Annotated in this window: 15 protein-coding genes; 7 read left to right on the forward strand and 8 right to left on the reverse strand. The window is 47.5% G+C overall.

Translation table 11 applies throughout. The annotated features are described in order from the left end of the window. Positions 1 to 14: 14 nt before the first annotated feature. On the forward strand, positions 15 to 365 hold the full coding sequence (gene gldC, locus ACYVEA_RS10205) for a gliding motility protein GldC (RefSeq protein WP_093831281.1): 351 nt from the start codon (positions 15 to 17) through the stop codon (positions 363 to 365). A gap of 69 nt (positions 366 to 434) precedes the next feature. Beyond that, positions 435 to 1,580 carry a thioredoxin family protein gene (locus tag ACYVEA_RS10210; RefSeq protein WP_461113327.1) on the forward strand — a complete coding sequence of 382 codons (1,146 nt, stop codon included), beginning with the start codon at positions 435 to 437 and terminating at the stop codon, positions 1,578 to 1,580. A 101-nt stretch (positions 1,581 to 1,681) separates the two neighbouring features. Here the strand turns inward: ACYVEA_RS10210 and ACYVEA_RS10215 are convergent, their stop codons facing one another. The 4 genes from ACYVEA_RS10215 to ispG all read right to left on the reverse strand — a co-directional run bounded on the left by ACYVEA_RS10215 (position 1,682) and on the right by ispG (position 4,936). Then, complete coding sequence (locus ACYVEA_RS10215) at positions 1,682 to 2,230, reverse strand: tetratricopeptide repeat protein (protein ID WP_461113328.1); 549 nt, start codon at positions 2,228 to 2,230, stop codon at positions 1,682 to 1,684. Between the two features lie 46 nt (positions 2,231 to 2,276). Continuing rightward, positions 2,277 to 2,639, reverse strand: a complete 363-nt coding sequence (locus ACYVEA_RS10220) for an MmcQ/YjbR family DNA-binding protein (RefSeq protein ID WP_461113329.1) — start codon at positions 2,637 to 2,639, stop codon at positions 2,277 to 2,279. Further along, positions 2,636 to 2,824: a DUF6728 family protein gene (locus ACYVEA_RS10225; RefSeq protein WP_093831275.1), complete on the reverse strand. Its 189-nt coding sequence runs from the start codon at positions 2,822 to 2,824 to the stop codon at positions 2,636 to 2,638. The genes ACYVEA_RS10220 and ACYVEA_RS10225 overlap by 4 nt, the downstream gene beginning before the upstream one ends. Positions 2,825 to 2,908: 84 nt before the next feature. Beyond that, on the reverse strand, positions 2,909 to 4,936 hold the full coding sequence (gene ispG, locus ACYVEA_RS10230; RefSeq protein ID WP_461113330.1) for a (E)-4-hydroxy-3-methylbut-2-enyl-diphosphate synthase: 2,028 nt from the start codon (positions 4,934 to 4,936) through the stop codon (positions 2,909 to 2,911). A 278-nt stretch (positions 4,937 to 5,214) separates the two neighbouring features. Here ispG and ACYVEA_RS10235 point away from each other — a divergent pair, with 278 nt between their 5' ends. Further along, positions 5,215 to 5,586, forward strand: coding sequence for a hypothetical protein (locus ACYVEA_RS10235; RefSeq protein ID WP_461113331.1), 372 nt, complete (start codon positions 5,215 to 5,217; stop codon positions 5,584 to 5,586). 41 nt (positions 5,587 to 5,627) lie between these two features. On the opposite strand, the gene ACYVEA_RS10240 is transcribed toward ACYVEA_RS10235, so the two are convergent. After that, positions 5,628 to 6,500: a lysophospholipid acyltransferase family protein gene (locus ACYVEA_RS10240; protein ID WP_461113332.1), complete on the reverse strand. Its 873-nt coding sequence runs from the start codon at positions 6,498 to 6,500 to the stop codon at positions 5,628 to 5,630. 175 nt (positions 6,501 to 6,675) lie between these two features. Beyond that, positions 6,676 to 7,548, reverse strand: a complete 873-nt coding sequence (locus ACYVEA_RS10245; protein ID WP_461113333.1) for a lysophospholipid acyltransferase family protein — start codon at positions 7,546 to 7,548, stop codon at positions 6,676 to 6,678. A gap of 215 nt (positions 7,549 to 7,763) precedes the next feature. Here ACYVEA_RS10245 and ACYVEA_RS10250 point away from each other — a divergent pair, with 215 nt between their 5' ends. Further along, a complete protein-coding gene (locus ACYVEA_RS10250) occupies positions 7,764 to 8,330 on the forward strand; it encodes a WbqC family protein (RefSeq protein ID WP_461113334.1) in 567 nt (188 codons plus the stop codon). Between the two features lie 64 nt (positions 8,331 to 8,394). Beyond that, positions 8,395 to 10,923 (forward strand): ATP-dependent Clp protease ATP-binding subunit, encoded by a 2,529-nt coding sequence (locus ACYVEA_RS10255; protein ID WP_461113335.1) that lies wholly within the window; start codon positions 8,395 to 8,397, stop codon positions 10,921 to 10,923. A gap of 96 nt (positions 10,924 to 11,019) precedes the next feature. On the opposite strand, the gene ACYVEA_RS10260 is transcribed toward ACYVEA_RS10255, so the two are convergent. Then, complete coding sequence (locus ACYVEA_RS10260; protein ID WP_461113336.1) at positions 11,020 to 11,766, reverse strand: PI-PLC domain-containing protein; 747 nt, start codon at positions 11,764 to 11,766, stop codon at positions 11,020 to 11,022. A gap of 962 nt (positions 11,767 to 12,728) precedes the next feature. Between ACYVEA_RS10260 and fabG the strand changes: the two genes are divergently transcribed. Both fabG and ACYVEA_RS10270 read left to right on the forward strand, forming a co-directional pair. Continuing rightward, entirely contained in the window at positions 12,729 to 13,475 is a 747-nt protein-coding gene (fabG, locus tag ACYVEA_RS10265; RefSeq protein ID WP_461113337.1) for a 3-oxoacyl-[acyl-carrier-protein] reductase, read from the forward strand. Positions 13,476 to 13,641: 166 nt separating this feature from the next. Next, entirely contained in the window at positions 13,642 to 15,729 is a 2,088-nt protein-coding gene (locus ACYVEA_RS10270; protein ID WP_461114068.1) for a vWA domain-containing protein, read from the forward strand. Positions 15,730 to 15,785: 56 nt separating this feature from the next. On the opposite strand, the gene ACYVEA_RS10275 is transcribed toward ACYVEA_RS10270, so the two are convergent. After that, the gene (locus ACYVEA_RS10275; protein ID WP_461113338.1) at positions 15,786 to 18,245 is read right to left on the reverse strand and encodes a helix-turn-helix domain-containing protein; all 2,460 of its coding nucleotides are present in this window, start codon (positions 18,243 to 18,245) and stop codon (positions 15,786 to 15,788) included. Positions 18,246 to 18,324 lie beyond the last annotated feature (79 nt).

Consider the following 18,324-nt stretch of genomic DNA (forward strand, 5'->3'; position numbering starts at 1 on the left):
GTAAATTTGTGTCTATGAAAAAATCAGACATTCACTTTGCAGTCGAGTTAGATAATCAAAATGTTCCCGAAAAAATTTACTGGGAGGCCACCGATAACCCGAACGAGGGCTTGAGCGATACACGAGCCATTGCCATTGCGATTTGGGATCAATATCACAACAGTACCCTTAAAATTGACCTTTGGACGAAGGAAATGGAAGTTATCGATATGAAACGCTTCCTGATTGAAATCATGAGTGGCATTGCCGATACGGCCGTTGGAGCGACTGGTGATCAACGGATGGCCGATGACATCGAAAACACCTGCCGCGTACTGAGTAAGCGTCTTGAAGAAGAAATCAAACAGCAGCAAAAACAAAAATAACGGGCACAAAACTAGGCTATTGGCTCGTTAACTTGCTGGCGCTTGTTTACGTATCGTCGTTAATTTTATATGAAAAAGATTCTTTTGCTAATGCTAGTGGCCAACATGTCTCTTGCTCAAAAGTCGGGAGGCATTCAATTCAAATCAGCCACTGTCGAAAGTGTGTTCCAGGATGCCCGTAGGTCTGGTAAACCGGTGTTTGTGGAGATTTATTCGCCAACCTGTCATACCTGCCAGAGTTTCATGCCCACGCTGGCCGACAATCGGGTAGGAAAATTCTACAACGATAAGTTTGTTAATACGAAATTAGACATTGCTCAATCGTCTACGCGGGCATTTTTAGACAGCCGTCATTTGCTCGTGCCGTCGTTACCATTGTTTCTGTATTTCGATCCGCAGCAAAACCTGATCCACTTTGCCTTGAGCACCAACTCGACTGATGAAGTAATTCGCCATGGTACAAACGCCCTGAATCCAAAGGTACGTAGCCAGACGATGAAGTCGCGTTATCAGCAGGGCGAACGGTCGACCAACTTCCTGATTGATTACGCTATGTATGCCCGCATTACGAATGATACCTTAGCGGGCATTACGGCAATGAATGACTACGCCAAACAGCAATCGCCAGCGACATTTGCAAATCAGACAAACTGGCTCGCTTTGCAGAAGCTGGTACTGGACTTCGAGAACCCAATGGCTCAGTACATGCTGAACCATATGGATACGTATCGAAAAGCGTATGGAGCCGATCAGGCAAAAAAGGTTGCCGAAGATATCCTGATGTCATCCTTGTATAGTAGACGAGGAGAGCAATTCCCGGTAGCCAAAATTTTGGAGATTCGTCAGGATCTGGTCAAAATCGGGCTGGACTCGAAAGTCGTTGCCAATCGGACGTTGTTGCCTGAGGTAAAGGCCTATTTTAGGGCTCGTCAGACGGCCAAAGCCGTCGAACGAATGGACAATCAGGTAAACTCCAATCAGATGACGGTGCCTGAGTATCTCTATATTTCGCGACTCTTCAACCGGAATAGCCCTGACGCCGTCGATGCGCCGACCGTAACAAAGTGGATCAACAAAGCGCTTGCCCTGAAGCCGGGCCAGAAAGAGCAGGCGAATCTTTATTTCGAGCTATCGGAGGCCTATCGCCGGGGTGGTAAAAGTGCCGATGCGCAGAAAGCCGCTCAAAGGGCAGCGGAACTGTCGCAGACAAGCTAATCGGAACCGGGATTTTTATGATTTAACTGATTGACTCTGATTTTGCTTTCTTCGAAAGATTATTACTGAAATCATAGTCAGTTAAATCATAAAAATCCCGGTTACACTTTAACGGGTCTTGTAAACGGCGGTTGGAGCAGCAAATGAAATGAGTTTTCGTCGCCAAGCGAAACGGCTCGGCGGAGGTCGTTTTCGGCTTGTGGAAGCTGTCGGACCTGAATTCTGGCTAATGCCCGCCAGCGGTAGGCATCGGGTTGTTCATCACGAAAATGCCAGACGGCTTTATCAAACTCCCGAAAAGCCTGTTGAAATTCGTCAGTTTTATAGTAAGCAATACCGCGGTCCAAATAGCAGTCAGCCAACGTATTGTCCCGGTTAATGGCCTGGGTTAAATCGTAAATAGCTGAAAAATAATTCTCCTGAACCAGTTGGCATTTACCCCGGTAAGCATAAGCAACGGCCGATTTTGGATATTGACGAACGGCGTTGTCGAAATAGTGGTGAGCTTCCTCAAAATTCCGATTTGTAACTAAATCAATACCTCGCTGAAATCGTTTCCGGTCTTTATCAGACGACGTATCATGGTCCATCAGATAGTACCGAATCGTCAGATAGATCACGAATAAAAGACTTAGCAGAACAACTTCCATAACCCAGTCAAGTTTTCTTACCCCTGCGAAATTACAAATTTTGGCCTTAAGCACCTAGCTCATCAAGCTGTGCTTGTATAGCTTTTGGCAAACTTTTTCGGACGAGTTCATAGGAATGGTCGATCCATTCCTGAACATCGGAACTACGAACACGGCCATCAATTGTGACTGTGTTCCAGTGCGTTTTATTCATGTGATAACCCGGTGTTACGGCTTCGTGTTCTTCCCGCAATTGAACCGCTTTTTCCGGATCACATTTCAGGTTGATGGTTGTGGGCTGGCTTTCAGTAGCCAGCAAAGCAAACATTTTACCGCCGATTTTAAATACCAGCGCATCACCGCCAAACGGAAACGATTCGGTGACGCCGGGTTTTGCAATGCAATAGTCACGTAAGGTTTCGGTATTCATCGGACGCAATGACGAACGGTATACACTATGACCGCGAACAGAAACATGATAATCGAAATACGGTTGATACCGTGCATCACCTTCAGGTTTGTGCTTGTTGGCTGGTTTGGGTCTGGTTTGCGAAAAACCCGTAAGAAATAACTAAAAACGGGCCCAATTTTGAAATAATCAATGAATCTGTTCACCGGCGAATTGATTGATACTATAATATGAACAAAGTGTAATGTAAGTCAGTGCAATAAAGAATAAATTTCACCAGACAATTTTCATTATTCATTCACCAGGCTTGGTTCGAGCCAGCGGTTGTCTTCGCGGATGAGTTCTATCAGCTCATCAACCGCTCGATCGGCGGGTACCGACTTTTTAATGACTTGCTGCCCGCGGTACAAGGCAATCTTATCCCGCCCGATACCTACGTACCCATAGTCGGCATCTGCCATCTCACCCGGACCATTTACGATGCAACCCATAATGCCGATTTTAACGCCTTTTAGGTGATCGGTACGTTGGCGGATGTGGGCCGTTGTTTCTTGCAAATCGAATAGAGTTCGTCCGCACGACGGACAGGAAATGTATTCGGTTTTGGTAATGCGTGTTCGGGCAGCCTGCAAAATGCCAAAAGCTAATCCGTTCAGCGTTTTTAATTGATCAGCCTGCGCTAATGGACTTGACAAAAGAATGCCATCACCTAAGCCATCAATCAGTAAACCACCCACATCGGTTGCCGCGTAAAGTGGTACGTCTTCGGAGGGTATCGAAGCATAACTTCGTTGAATGACAACAGGTGTTGTAAGCTGAGCGTCGGACCGTCCCTGATTGATTAACTCCACAAACAATCGACGTAACTCCGGCATGGCATGGGCGTTGTCGGTTGTAATCAGCAATACAATCGTCTGGTCGCTACGTAGTGCCGTCAGTAATTCGTCCGAAATATCTGACAAGGCCATCCGAACGAAATTTAGCCGTGGCTGGAGTTGAATGGAGTTTGAACGGGCGTCCAGATACTCAGAAACTGTCAGCAACGGAAAGATATTGGCTCGATCTGGATTAATCTGCCAGACAGCATAATCAAGAATCTGCTTTAGCCCGTTCGGTAGCATGAACTGGGCTGGATGCGAGCCCGTATAAATGTAATCAGCACCCAAATCATTCATGCGCCACTTATCGGGAACTGGCAGGTAAAAGTGACCAATTGGGTGCAATACGTCGTGATCTGTAACCCGTACCTGGCTGAAGTCAGCAATAACGCGCGGTACGTTCTGTCCACCGAAATTGGCGACTTCGTGCGTTGTCCGGCGGGTATATTGAAACGGATTAATCGGATACGTAGTGATTTCCGGAATGGCGTTGCTTTGCTGTGCCCGATTTGTGTAACGGTCAATCAAGGCCTGGGCAACGGGTGCTTCACGCTCGGGTTCTTCGGTAAGCGAAACACGAACCGTATCGCCAATGCCGTCTTCAAGCAAGGTGCCAATCCCCAGCGCCGACTTAATGCGTCCATCTTCGGCTTCGCCTGCTTCTGTAACGCCAAGGTGAAGCGGGTAGGGTTTCAAGCCTTCCTGATCCAAGCGCTGCACCAGTAGTCGATAGGCCTGCACCATCACCTGCGGGTTGCTCGACTTCATGGACAGCGTAATGTTGTAATAATTCTCGTCCTCACAAATGCGCAGAAACTCCAGGGCCGACTCAACCATGCCAACGGGCGTGTCACCATACCGACTCAGAATCCGGTCGGAGAGGGAGCCGTGGTTGGTGCCAATGCGCATGGCCGTCCCATATTCCTTACAGATACGTATCAACGGCAGGAACTTGGCGCGAATGCGCTCCAGTTCAGCCGCATAGGCCGCATCGGTATAATCAATAAATTCGAAGCGCTTACGGTCGGCGTAATTGCCGGGATTGATACGTACCTTTTCAACGATTCGGGCAGCAAGCTCGGCTGCGTTCGGTGTAAAGTGAATATCGGCTACCAGCGGTGTCATGTACCCCTGCGCCCGCAGCCCTTTACGGATATTTTCCAGATTCTGAGCTTCTTTCACGCTCGGAGCTGTTATGCGAATGTATTCACAACCTGCTTCGATCATCCGGATACTCTGCGCAATGGAACCGAGTGTGTCCATCGTATCTACCGTCGTCATCGACTGCACCCGAATTGGATAATCAGAGCCCATGGGCACATCGCCAATGTTGACCGTAATGGTTTTCCGGCGAATGTACTCAGTAAGCGAAGGCGTATAAAGAACAGGCGAAGCAAGCGCGTTGACCGGTAAAGAAGGAGTAAGCAGCGAATCGAGCATACAAGTATCGGCAGAGCCGTTTGACCAGACAAAGGTACAGAAAAAGCAGTTTTCGAACCCTCGCCTGTGTACCCGGAAAACGTTAGGGTTAACGTAAATGTTCGTTTATTAATGAATCAATGTTAGGAGAAGGATTGTTGATAATCAGCCTATTGAGTTGAATTTAAAAAACAATGGAATAGAAACGGTGTTAAAGTCAGTTATAAAGCTGATCGTCATCGACAACTGATGGCTTTACATAAAAATTTACTACAACCTATTGTTAAATCAGGAATACTATGAAAACCAAGCTATTGAGTGCGTTCGCACTTGCTCTATGTATTACAACTGGGGCCTATGCACAGGACAGCACGGCGATGAGTAAGAAAGAAATGCGTCAGCAGGAAAAAGCTGAACGGAAAGCCCGGATGAAAGAAGATCTCAAAAATACGAGTCAGGCAGCAGGGGAGACGGCCACAGAAGTGGGCAAGGGTATTAAGCGGAAGGCAAAAATAGCGGGTGAAGCAATCGACACCACTGCCCGAAAAGTAGGGGCGAAAGTCAATACGGGACTCGATAATGCATCGGACGCTATTTCGACGGAAGCTCGCAAACTGAAAAACAAACGGGATTCTTCGAGAGCTGAAAAAGCGAGAAAGGATTCGCTCTAGTAAGCTTGCTACGTGTGTAAGAGCCGCGATGTGTTGCGGCTCTACTCAAGTTTTGCGCCAACTTTTGTATATTTCCCTCGCCAGTGTTTCCAGCGTTTATGCGACCATAGCCAGTCGGAAGGGTGGTTGCATATGCTTTTTTCCAGCTTATCGCGGTAGCGCTCCAGAATGGTTCCCTGTGGAAGATTGGCGTAGCACGGTTCGGCAATGAGTGTAAACGTACCCTCATAATATCCCTGGCGCAACCGAACTAATTCCAGAAAAAATACGGGTAAATTACGGCTACGGGCTAAGCGCTCGGTGCCGGGATAAAAGGGCGTGTCGCGGTGCAAAAAGTTCATCCAGTGGGCCTGTTCAGGTACATCAGGCACTTGATCAGCTACGAGCGCAATTACGCGGGGAATATTTCTGCGGGCCACCATCTGGCGAGGTAACAGGTTCATGGGTGTTGGTACGGCTCCATGACTGGACCGAACCTCCTGCATAAATTCTTCCATCGCTACGTTGGTGAGCGGTTTGTAGACACTATCGACAGGTATGCCAATTACAACCGCTGCCGACGGCACCCATTCCCAGTTACACTGATGCGAACCAGTACAGATAACCGTTTGACCAGCATTCAGGAATGCCTGAACCACTTCGGGATTGGTATATCGAAATCGTTTTTGCAATTCGCAGGACGAAATAGCCGACATCTTGATCGTTTCGACCAGAATGTCAGTCAGGTTATGATAAAACCCTTGTACAAGAAGCTGAATATCGGCTTGTGATTTTTCGGGGAATGAGAGTCGTAGATTTTCCAGAATTACTTCCCGACGGTAACGAATTACATGTACCAGTAATAAGTACAAAATATCCGAAATGCCATACAGGACACTGAAAGGCAAGCGGGAAAGAAGCCGGAAAAAAATCATTCGAGAATTTAGGTGAACTAGCAAGTTATGGTAACTCGCGAACCTAAAAGTAAGAAAAATACTAGATTATATTGTCTTAGTATCGATAGAGTTTCCTGAGAGAGGGGTATTTATCTCGAAAAGAGAATGACTGTCTAAATAAATTGCTGGTAGGCAATGGTAATTGCTTAAGAGCCTACTCTAGTTTCGCACCAACCTTCGCGTATTTTTCCCGCCAGTGCTTCCATCGTTTATGTGACCATAACCAGTCCGAGGGCTTATTACGGATCGTTACTTCGATTAAGTCGCGATAACGTTCTATAATTGCGCCTAGGGGCAGTTCATCGTAGGGTGGTTCAGCAATGAGCTGAAACTTCACTTCATAATAACCTCTGCGAAGACGTACCATTTCGATATAAAATACCGGAAGCTTTCGGCTACGGGCAAGTCGTTCCGTACCTGGGTAAAAGGGTGTATCATGGTTCAAAAAGTCTATCCAGTGAGCTTGCTCGGGCACATCGGGCACCTGGTCTGACACCATGCCAATAAGTCTAGGTACATGCTTGCGCGCCACCATTTGGCGAGGCAAAGTGTTCATTGGCGTTGGGACCGCTCCAAAACTAGACCGGATATAGCGCATCAGGTCTTCGAAAAACGGGTTTGTCAGCGGTTTATAAATGCTGTCAACAGGGATACCTCTCAAGACCATAGCGGCAGGAAGCCACTCCCAGTTTCCCTGATGCGACGTCATGCCAATTCCTGTTTGCCCGGCTTGAATTCTGGCTTGTAACAATTCTGGATTAACGAATCGAACACGTTGCTTGACCTGGTCGGCTGTGAGGCTGGGTAATTTGATCGTTTCAACAATCAGGTCGGCCAGATTACGATAAAAGCCTCGGGCAATCATCTTGATTTCGGTGGGTGATTTCTCTGGAAACGACAAGTTAAGGTTCTCCAAAACAACTCCACGACGATACCGTATAACATGGAGTAGCATGAAATACAGGAAATTGGACAAACCATAGAGGACTCCCAGCGGTAATCTCGATAGCAGGCGAAAGAATATCATTCAGGGTATATAATGCGTATCGTACAACACGAACGTTTAGCTGATTGATTCCTAAAATTAAAAATTTACAAAAACAGTTGGTGATATTGATTTTTTGCTTTATTTGTGAACGGATATGTTTGTTTTTATTGGAAAAGTACCAGCCAGCGTCTCATTCGACCGGTTTACTCGTTGAATTACACTACTTGCCCTGCTTAGACTATATGTCGGGGCTAATGCAACACGGAGAGGTCCGATTTGAAGCGCACGAGCATTACCAAAAGCAAAGCTATCGGAATCGCTGCTACGTTCAGACCGCCAATAAAGTGGAGACCCTCACAGTACCAGTGCAGCAGGGGACGCACCATCAGCCAATTCGTGAGCTTAGGGTAGCAAACGATCAGGCCTGGCAAATGCATCACTGGCGGTGTTTGCAGGCAGCTTACGGAAAAGCTCCATTTTTTGAATACTACGCACCAGAATTTGAGCCAGTTTATCAGAAAAACTGGGCATTTTTGTTCGATTTGAATTACGAGTTGCTGACAATTTGTCTGAAACTAATGCGACTGAACGTATCAATAAGCCTGACAGAATGGTATGATAAAGCTATCTCAGTCGGTCTATTTGACGCTCGGTCGAGGGTAAATCCGCGAAATGGCCCGGAAACGTATGTATTCCACCAGCCAGTTTCCTACCCGCAAAATTTTGGCGTTGATTTTGTACCAAATTTAAGTATACTAGACCTGTTGTTTTGCCAGGGACCGTCCACTTCGGACGTGTTGAAGGCTGGCTTTCGGGAGTGAACAAATCCTTAAAACTCTTCGTTAGGCCAGTAAGTACGCTTACCTAAGGAGAACCCTAAAACGAATGGAAGCAAAATTCTCAAACCGCGTCAAGGAAGTCATCACGCTGAGCCGGGAAGAAGCCTTGCGCTTAGGCCACGACTACATCGGCACAGAGCACCTGTTGCTGGGTATGATTCGTGAGGGTGAGGGTGTGGCGGTCGGGTTGCTAAAAAAACTTGGCATCTCGCTCGACGAACTCCGGGTTACTATTGAACAGGCAACAAAAGGAACAGCCACCAACAACGTCAAGAATCTAGCTAATATTCCGCTGACCCGTCAGTCGGAAAAGACGCTGAAAATTACGTATCTGGAAGCTAAGATTTTCAAAAGCCCGCTCATTGGTACGGAGCACCTTTTACTATCGATTCTACGTGATGAAGACAATGTCGCCACGCAGATTCTCAATAAGTTTAATATTACATACGAAGTCATTAAGGAGATGCTCGAATATCAATCTTCGGGAAGCCGTCCAGTGATGGGCCCCGAAACCGACGATGACGACAACGACCGTGGTATGTTTGGTGGCAGCAGCTCCAGCTCAGGTAAAGATCCAAAAGGCACGGAGAAATCCCGGACGCCTGTGTTGGACAACTTCGGCCGTGATCTGACCAAACTTGCAGAAGTTGGCAAACTCGACCCCATCGTTGGTCGTGAAAAAGAAATCGAACGTGTGGCGCAGATTCTGAGCCGCCGGAAGAAAAACAACCCGATTCTTATTGGTGAACCAGGCGTTGGTAAAACCGCTATTGCCGAAGGTCTTGCGCTGCGTATTGTGCAGAAGAAAGTCTCTCGGGTGCTGTTTGGCAAACGTGTCGTTACGCTCGATCTAGCGTCTCTTGTGGCTGGCACAAAATACCGGGGCCAGTTTGAGGAACGCATGAAAGCCGTCATGAACGAACTGGAAAAATCACCAGAAGTAATCCTATTCATTGACGAGTTGCATACCATCGTGGGAGCAGGTGGTGCGTCGGGTTCGCTTGATGCGTCGAATATGTTCAAGCCAGCATTGGCGCGGGGTGATATTCAATGCATTGGTGCCACAACGCTCGACGAATACCGTCAGTACATTGAGAAAGATGGAGCGTTAGCCCGTCGTTTCCAGATGGTTATGGTAGACGCTACGTCCATCGACGAAACCATTGAGATCCTGAATAACATCAAGGATAAATACGAAGATCACCACCACGTTAACTACACGAAAGAATCAATCGAGGCTGCGGTGAAGTTATCGGAACGGTACATCTCCGATCGGTTCCTGCCCGATAAAGCCATCGACGTGATGGACGAAGTGGGCGCCCGCGTACACATCTCGAACATTACGGTTCCCGAAGATATTCTGAAACTCGAAGAGCAGATAGAGAATATCAAAAAGGAGAAAAATCAGGTTGTCAAGAGCCAGAAGTACGAAGAAGCTGCCCAGCTTCGGGATAAGGAAAAACGCCTGATTGATCAATTGGACCGTGCCAAACAGGTGTGGGAAGAAGATACCAAAAAGCGTCGGTACACAGTTACGGAAGACAACGTAGCTGAAGTGGTAGCGATGATGACGGGTATTCCAGTTACGAGCGTGTCGAATGATGAAGGCAAGAAACTCATCAACATGGGCGATGAACTGAAAGGCCGGGTTATTGGCCAACAGTCAGCCATCGACAAGTTGGTGAAAGCAATTCAACGCACACGCGTTGGCCTGAAAGATCCTAAAAAACCAATTGGCTCGTTTATCTTCCTTGGCCCAACGGGCGTAGGTAAGACGGAGCTTGCCAAAGTTCTGGCTACGTATCTCTTCGACAAAGACGACGCGCTTGTGCGTATCGATATGTCGGAATATATGGAGAAATTCAGTGTCAGCCGACTGGTAGGTGCACCTCCGGGCTACGTTGGTTATGAAGAAGGTGGTCAATTGACGGAGAAAATTCGCCGGAAGCCATATAGCGTCGTTTTGCTGGATGAAATCGAAAAAGCTCACCCGGATGTATTTAACATTCTGCTGCAGGTGCTTGACGATGGTATCCTGACAGACGGTCTGGGCCGCCGGGTCGATTTCCGAAATACGATTATTATCATGACCTCCAACATTGGGGTTCGTGACCTGAAAGATTTCGGTGCTGGTATCGGTTTTGCCACGAAGAAATCAGCAGAAAGCCAGGACGACCTGATGAAGAGCACGATTCAAAGTGCCCTGCGTAAAGCGTTCTCGCCTGAGTTCCTGAACCGTCTGGACGATGTAATTGTGTTTAACTCGCTGTTACGCGAAGACATTCATAAGATCATTGACCTGATGCTTGGCAAACTGTTAGGCCGTGTAACGAACTTGGGTTATACTGTCGAACTGACCGAGAAAGCAAAAGACTTCCTGGCTGAGAAAGGGTACGATCCACAATATGGTGCCCGTCCATTGAGTCGCGCTATTCAGCGATATCTCGAAGATCCCGTCGCTGAAGAAATCCTGAAAGGCGAGCTAAAAGACGGCGACGTAATTCTGGCCGATTACAGTGGTGAAGGCGAAACGCTGACAATCACGGTGAAAAAACCAGAAGCCGTTACTGAATAAAAATAGTAGATTTTCATAAAAAGGGCCGAATGTGAGTTCGGCCCTTTTTTGTTGGGGTAATTCAGATAACACGGCGTTCAGGAAACTGAAACATGTTTAGCGCATTACTTTCACTGCCTCCGCTACGTTGTCGGTATTAATGATATCAATGCCTAACTTTTTTAATTGCTTCCAGCCATTAGCCACATCAGGAATAGCCCAGAAACGGATAGGCTTACTGTCGCTGTGCGCCCGTTTGATAACCCGTTTGAGTTTGTCACGATCATCATCCGGAATGTCGCCGGTACCGTCCCAGCGTGAATAGGATCGAAAGTTGTCACTAATCAGGGCGACACGGCGGAGCGTCTCCTGATCATACACTTCACTGGGTCGCCCATCAAATTGAAGAATTGGGTAATCCAGATACGTATCAACTTTAGGCCGGTTGCCACTGATGATGACTTGAACTGCTTTCGCGTTGGCCGATCGGTTAAAGCACATGAGATTTTCCTGCAACAAAGTCAGCAGTTTCGGTAATACATCGGCAGGGTTATCTTTCACGTCAACGACCAGGCTGAATGTATAGTCACGGTCTGGGCTTGGCTTATCCTTATTTTGCTGAAATAATTTTGCGATTGGTTTTAAGTACAGCGAGTCAAGCGTTGGCGCGTTGGTTTGAGGCTTATCCTGCGATACTACTAACTTGCCATCCTGCAACCAGATATCGGCTTCTATGAAGTCGGCGCGTTGTTCGTAGGCCTCTACAAAGGGACGGGGTTTAGCATAATCATTATAGGAATATATTTTCTGGGCAAAGGCGGCCGACGCCGTCAGAAGGAGTATAATGAGGGTACGTAGTAGCATGATACGTTTGGTTCAGTAGCCCAGAGCTATAAGTGATTTAAGCGGCTAAAAGTACACTGTCCTGAGACGATTAAAGGTCGAAAAGTTTAATAAATATTTTTGGCGAAGTGAAAGACGCGTTTAGTTACAGAAAAATGAGCAGAGCAACCTAGTCTGTATAGTCAGCAATATTAACAAAAGTTAAGATTTATTTGGATAATTCAATGAGCCTAAAAGTATATTGCCAGAGAAAAGATATAGTATGGCACCAGATATTGACAAAATCAGGTGTTAGTTAACGCTCAACGATAAATCGTTATGAAAAAAAGGTATTCGTAATGGCTGGTTTCCTCTTATCCAACCTAACAATGGCGCAAACACAAAAGGGCAACGGAATTTTAAGTAGTAGTGTATCTGTAAACTATGATCGGCAGGACGTTCCTGATAATAATAATTTATCTGCTCCTCATTCCATTGAACTTTCCACTACTTGAATGCCAGCCTTTTCATTCACAGCAGAACGTTTCTGTGCCGATAATTGGCTAGTAGGCTTATCGGTACTTGACCCGATTGGCACCTTATACTCGAGTGAATGTGGGATACATTACAACTAGTTCCAAAATCAATGGTACTTAACTTTACAATGCGAATACTATTAAGGAGGAGTTTACAATTGGTCTAGCCTATATGGCGGGCCAACGATTCATTATAGAGACCTCATTAGTGAATGCATTGGCAATCTATATAGCTTACAGTAAATCAGACGCGGGGAATTATTATGCTACTTGGAACGCTGGTATTTCTGCTGGATTGACAGGAAATTTCGCTGTTCGCTACGTCCTTCAATAGCGTTAGATTGTCTTGCCGTTTAAGCCTAATCTGCTATTTTTGACAACATTTAATGTGTAATCCACAAGGCACGATGGGTAATCATGCGTTGCTTTGATCATTATACATTGAGCATTATACATTATCTATTAAAAATGAGTTTACTGACAGGAAAAGTTGCGCTTATTACGGGTGCGTCGCGTGGAATTGGTCGGGCAATGGCCCAGAAATTTGCTCAGGAAGGTGCCACCGTGGCCTTCACGTATTTATCAAGTGTTGAAAAAGGCCAGGCGTTGGAAGAAGAACTTCGGGCCTTTGGCGGGCAGGCAAAGGGCTACCAGTCTGATGCTTCCGATTATCAGGCTGCCGAAAATCTCATTGTTCAGGTCCTGGCTGATTTTGGAAAACTGGACGTACTTATCAATAATGCTGGCATTACCAAAGATGGCCTGTTAATGCGGATGTCGGAAGAACAATGGGACACCGTTATCAACGTTAATTTAAAGTCGGTCTTTAACCTGACCAAAGCGGCCATCAAGTCCATGATGAAAGCAAAATCGGGTTCAATCATCAATTTAACGTCGGTGGTCGGTATTCGTGGCAACGCGGGGCAGGCTAACTACGCAGCGTCAAAGGCTGGAATCATTGGTTTTACCAAATCGGTGGCGTTGGAGCTTGGTTCACGTAACATACGCTCCAATGCGATTGCGCCGGGTTTTATTGAGACTGAAATGACCGGTGAAATTAATGAAAAGGCGCTCGAAGAATGGAAACAACAGATTCCGATGAAGCGTGGTGGGCAACCCAGTGAGGTAGCCGATTGCGCTGTTTTTCTAGCTTCTGACCTCTCTCGCTACATCACTGGTCAGGTGTTGCAGGTCGATGGGGGAATGTTAACTTAATTGTGAATGATGAATGCTGAAAAATACAACTGTATTAGCCAGAACGTCATTCATCATTCATCACTCATAATTCATCCTTTACAACGTGCGCTCAGACGTTATTTTTCAATCCTCGCCCTGGTGGATTCTGGTATGCCTGCTGGTTGGAGCAGTCTATGCGTTTGCCATGTATCAACCAATTCCTCGTCTAGTAGGGAGTGGTGCAACTGTTGGTGGATTCGATAAACGAACAACCTATGGATTAGCCGCACTACGTTTCGTAGTCGTTAGCTTCCTGTGTTTTTTGCTTCTGGATCCCTTAATCCGGAGCCTACGCACGCTGACTGAAAAACCTAAAGTGGTCCTGGCGATTGATAACTCTGAGTCGGTAGCAGCAGCGGGGCGGCCTGCGCTCAACCGGTCATTGAATGCCTTACAGACCCTTCGCCAGCAATTAACAGACAAGGGTTTGGATGTAGCTATCCGGGTATTTGGCGATAGTATTGCCAACGACCGCGACGGCGGACCCGACTTAACTCAAATTCCTTTTACCAGCCGCACGACTGATTTATCAGGCTTGCTGTCGGGCATTCGGTCGGATTATGAAGGGCGTAACTTAACCGACGTCGTGCTGGTATCAGATGGTATTTTCAATCAGGGCGTTTCACCGACCTTTGGGCAATATCCATTTGCCGTGCAAACTGTTGGCCTGGGCGACACGATTCCAAAGCGGGATATTCAACTGAAAGGCGTTGTTGCGAACCGGATTGCGTATTTAGGTAATCAGTTTCCAGTGCAGGCAGAGATCATAAGCAATGGGTTTCAGGGACGTAGTGCGACCGTTGTGTTGCGCCAAAACGGGAAAGAATTGGGGCGTCAATCCGTTAATTTTGCCGGAACGGCGGGGGGACGTACCGATACCGGCTCGCCGGTGCAATTCAATCAACTTACGTTTCAGACAACAGCAACGCAGAAAGGCGTGCAGCACTACGTAGTAGAGGTGTTGCCGCAACCGGGTGAATTCAGCACACGCAACAACCGCCAGGATGTGTATCTAGATGTTATTGACGGCAAAGAAAAAGTACTTCTGCTGGCGCTAGCTCCTCACCCCGATGTGAAAGCGTTGCGCAACATTCTGGAAAGAAATCTGAACTACGAGCTTGATGTCCGTATTCTGACAGGCCTATCGGCTGAAACGGCTCCGTTGGCCGACAAAACCTATGATTTAATTATCCTGCACCAGATTCCCGACAATGGGGGTGTGGGAAACCCGCTGCTTCAAAAATACCTGGCCAAAAATACGCCGATATTATTCGTCCTGGGTAATCAGTCCTCGCTGGGGCCATTCAATACGTCGAATTCAGTGATGCAGGTGTCGGCGCAACCGGGTCAAAGTGATAAAGTGACGGGTGTCTTTAATCCCGAATTCAAACAGCTAAATCTCGATCCGGCCCGGCTTGATATTCTGGCCAAACTTCCGCCCATGTCAGTGCCATATGGCGAATTTCGGTTGCAGTCGGGTAGCGAGGTGGTGCTGTGGCAGCAAGTAGGCAGTGTTCGCACGGCTAAGCCACTGTTAGCGTTGAACGTAACGAGTCCACGCAAAACGGCTGTCCTGGCGGGTGAAGGGTTGTGGGGCTGGCGGCTGGAAGAATTCGCCTTGACCGATAAACAGGACATAGTGGATGAGTTAATCCAGAAGGTTATTCAATTGATTTCAGTAAAAGAAGACCGGCGGAAACTCCGTGTCTATCCCATCCGAAACGAATTTGTAGCGGGCGAGAAAGTTATTTTCCTGACCGAGCTCTATAATGACATTTATGAGCGACTGTATGATAAACCCGTTCGGCTCGAAATCATCGATGAAAAAGGGCTGACACGTTCGTACAATTACACGCCCACAGCCGCCAATAACCGCTTTGAAATCAGTCGTTTACCTGAGGGAGCCTATCGGTTCCGGGCAACGGTAAACGTGAATAACAAAACAGAGCAATCGGCCGGGCAATTCGTGGTGCGTGACCTGCAAGTCGAAGCGCTCAATACTACGGCCGACCACGGTCTGCTTCGGCAGCTATCGAAGCAGACGGGTGGTCAGTTCTATAATTCGGCAAACATGGACAACCTTGTCCAGACGCTGACAAACCGCCCGCATCCTGCGCGGTTGACGAGTACGGAAGAGATGGACGAACTTATCAACTGGCGGTGGCTATTCTTCGCCGTGCTGACGTTCGTTGCCATCGAGTGGGGGCTCCGGAAGTTTTACGGCGGGTACTAAAGAATTTATAACACAGGGATTCACGGGGCGTAAAAGAGGTACACAGCGCTTTATTTCTATGCGCCGTTTGCGCCTGCTTCTGCCCGCATCGCGTATTGTACGTAGCGGATGTCGCTATAAGAAACATCGTTACCTAAGGCTTGTCGAATTTCGCTTAGGGACTCTGATGGGTAAGTCTCTAAATAGGACTGTATCGTAGCAATTTTTTTTGCGGGCAGTAAGGCCTCAACAGCCAACTCGCCCGTACCAACGTAGCGCACCAGATGACTTTCAATAGTGGATACCGCCAGGCTACGTTCGGCGGCTATTTCGGCGATACTTTTTCCCGACTGAAAAAAGGCCAGCGTAATCGCGGGCGACAACTCCTTAGGGTCCTTTGGCGGCTTGGCAACTTTCTCCTTTGACACAACTGAACCACCCGACCGTCCCGGTGGGTTCTCCCGAACGATACGTAGTATCTCATCGCCAATCTGCTTCACTTTAGTTTTGCCGAAGCCTTTAATTGCTAGTAACTCTTCCAGTGTGGCCGGGCGAATTTTGGCTAATTCGGCAATCGTTTTCTGCGGAAGCACCATAAAGCCGGATGTATTGTGTTCGCCAGCTATGTCATTTCGCCATTTCATCAACGCGCCATATAAGCCACCGCGCGATGAACCATCGGACGTAACGGTTTCCTGTCGCTCGAGTTTTTTACGTTTGGGCTGGAAATCCAGTTCGGCGTGGTTGCGTGCCTGTAGGTATGCCAACGCCCGGAAGCCATCCCGACAGCTATCGAAACTACGAAACTTGCTGAAAAGCTCCTTTTCGAGTTCATCCATTGCTTCGAGTAGCAGATCATGCACTTTTTTATTGTCGCTGTCAGTGGGACAGCGGTGCAGGAGCGGCAACAGTTCGCTGCCCAGTAACGCATGGAAATAGGTCCCTGCTTTGCGTACGCGTTCCTGAAGCTGTTCGTTATTTTCGGGCAGTGCTTCCTGCGAGAAATAGTGCGGTAGTTGCTGAACGAACCGTTGTGTTACATCGTGGGCTTTCGTCCGAAGCTCGTCCGTGAGCTGGGCCAGCATTGGCATTAAATCGTCGGGTAAACTGCTGGCATGTTCGTTGGCAACCCGGCGACATCGGTAAAGGAGTGAAGTAGCTCGCTCAAAGGAAAAAAGCTCCCGTAGCAGGTTTTGCTGATTCGTCCGCTTCGATTCATGCAGATGCTGTTCATTCGGTGTCATCAATTGAACCTGCTCGTGAAAATCCTCGAGTTCCAGCTCCGTTTTGATACTGTGCGACGGAATAGGCGAACGTAGCACCAGTCCCGCAAACGTTTTACATCGGCTGAGCGCTACATACACCTGCCCGTGCGCAAATGCCGCCGATACGTCAATAATGGCTTTATCGAACGTAAGGCCCTGACTTTTGTGGACGGTAATGGCCCAAGCTAGTTTCAGCGGAAATTGAGTAAACGTGCCGATGGGTTCACTCTTGATTTCTTTCGTGTTCGGATCGAGGGTGTATCGAATATTGGTCCAGTCAACCGGATAAACAGAAATGTCTTCCCCATCCTGCTGGCTCTTTACGTGAATCACATCGGTATCAATGCTGGTTATTCGCCCGATTTTGCCGTTGTAGTACAGTTTCTCCCGGGAAATGTCGTTTTTAATAAACATCACCTGTGCCCCAACTTTCAGGTCGAGGTTGGCTTCGGTAGGGTAGGTGTGCGCCGGAAATTCTCCTTCAACGGTCGCGGTAAACGTATGTAATTTACCCTTTAGCGACTGCAACTTCTGGCTATTGATCTGTTGGGCGGCCGTATTGTGCGTGGAGAGTGTAATATAACCCTCGTCATCGCTGGGCGAAAAGTTAGGCACGTAGCGCTGGTTCAGATCGTCCAGTTGGGCACGGGTGATGGTTTTCTCCCGGATGCTGTTGAGCAAGCTAATAAATCGTTCGTCGGACTGTCGGTAAATGTGTGTTAGCTCAATGGAAACATAAGGCGTTTGACGAAGGGCTTTGCTGCCAAAAAAATAACCTGTGCTATAATAAGGTTTCAACAACGCCCATTCTTCGTCTTTGATAACCGGCGGCAGTTGCTGCATATCGCCAATCAGCAACAGCTGTACGCCCCCAAATGGCTCCGAATTCGATCGATATCGACGTAGTACTTCATCAATACCGTCGAGCACATCGGCCCGAACCATACTGATTTCGTCGATAACCAACAGATCCAGCGTGCGTAATAAATTGATTTTTTCTTTGTTGAACTTCTTGCCTTCGCGTTGTGTCGTACCTGGCGTTAATGGGCCAAAGGGAAGCTGAAATAAGGAATGAATCGTGACACCACCCGCGTTGATGGCCGCCACGCCCGTTGGTGCTACGACAATCAGCCGTTTGGCACTCAATTGTTTAATCTGATGCAGGAATGTTGTTTTTCCGGTTCCGGCTTTCCCCGTCAGGAATATATTCTGGTTGGTGTGGAGAACAAAGTTGTGAGCGAGGGTAAGCTTTTCGTTTACTGAAGCGGCCATAAAAACAGAACGATATTAATCTGGCAAATGTACTCATGTTGGACTTGTCTTTTTACTTATCGTTGCGTTGTCGACCTCA

It is taken from the genome of Spirosoma jeollabukense, assembly GCF_054777855.1.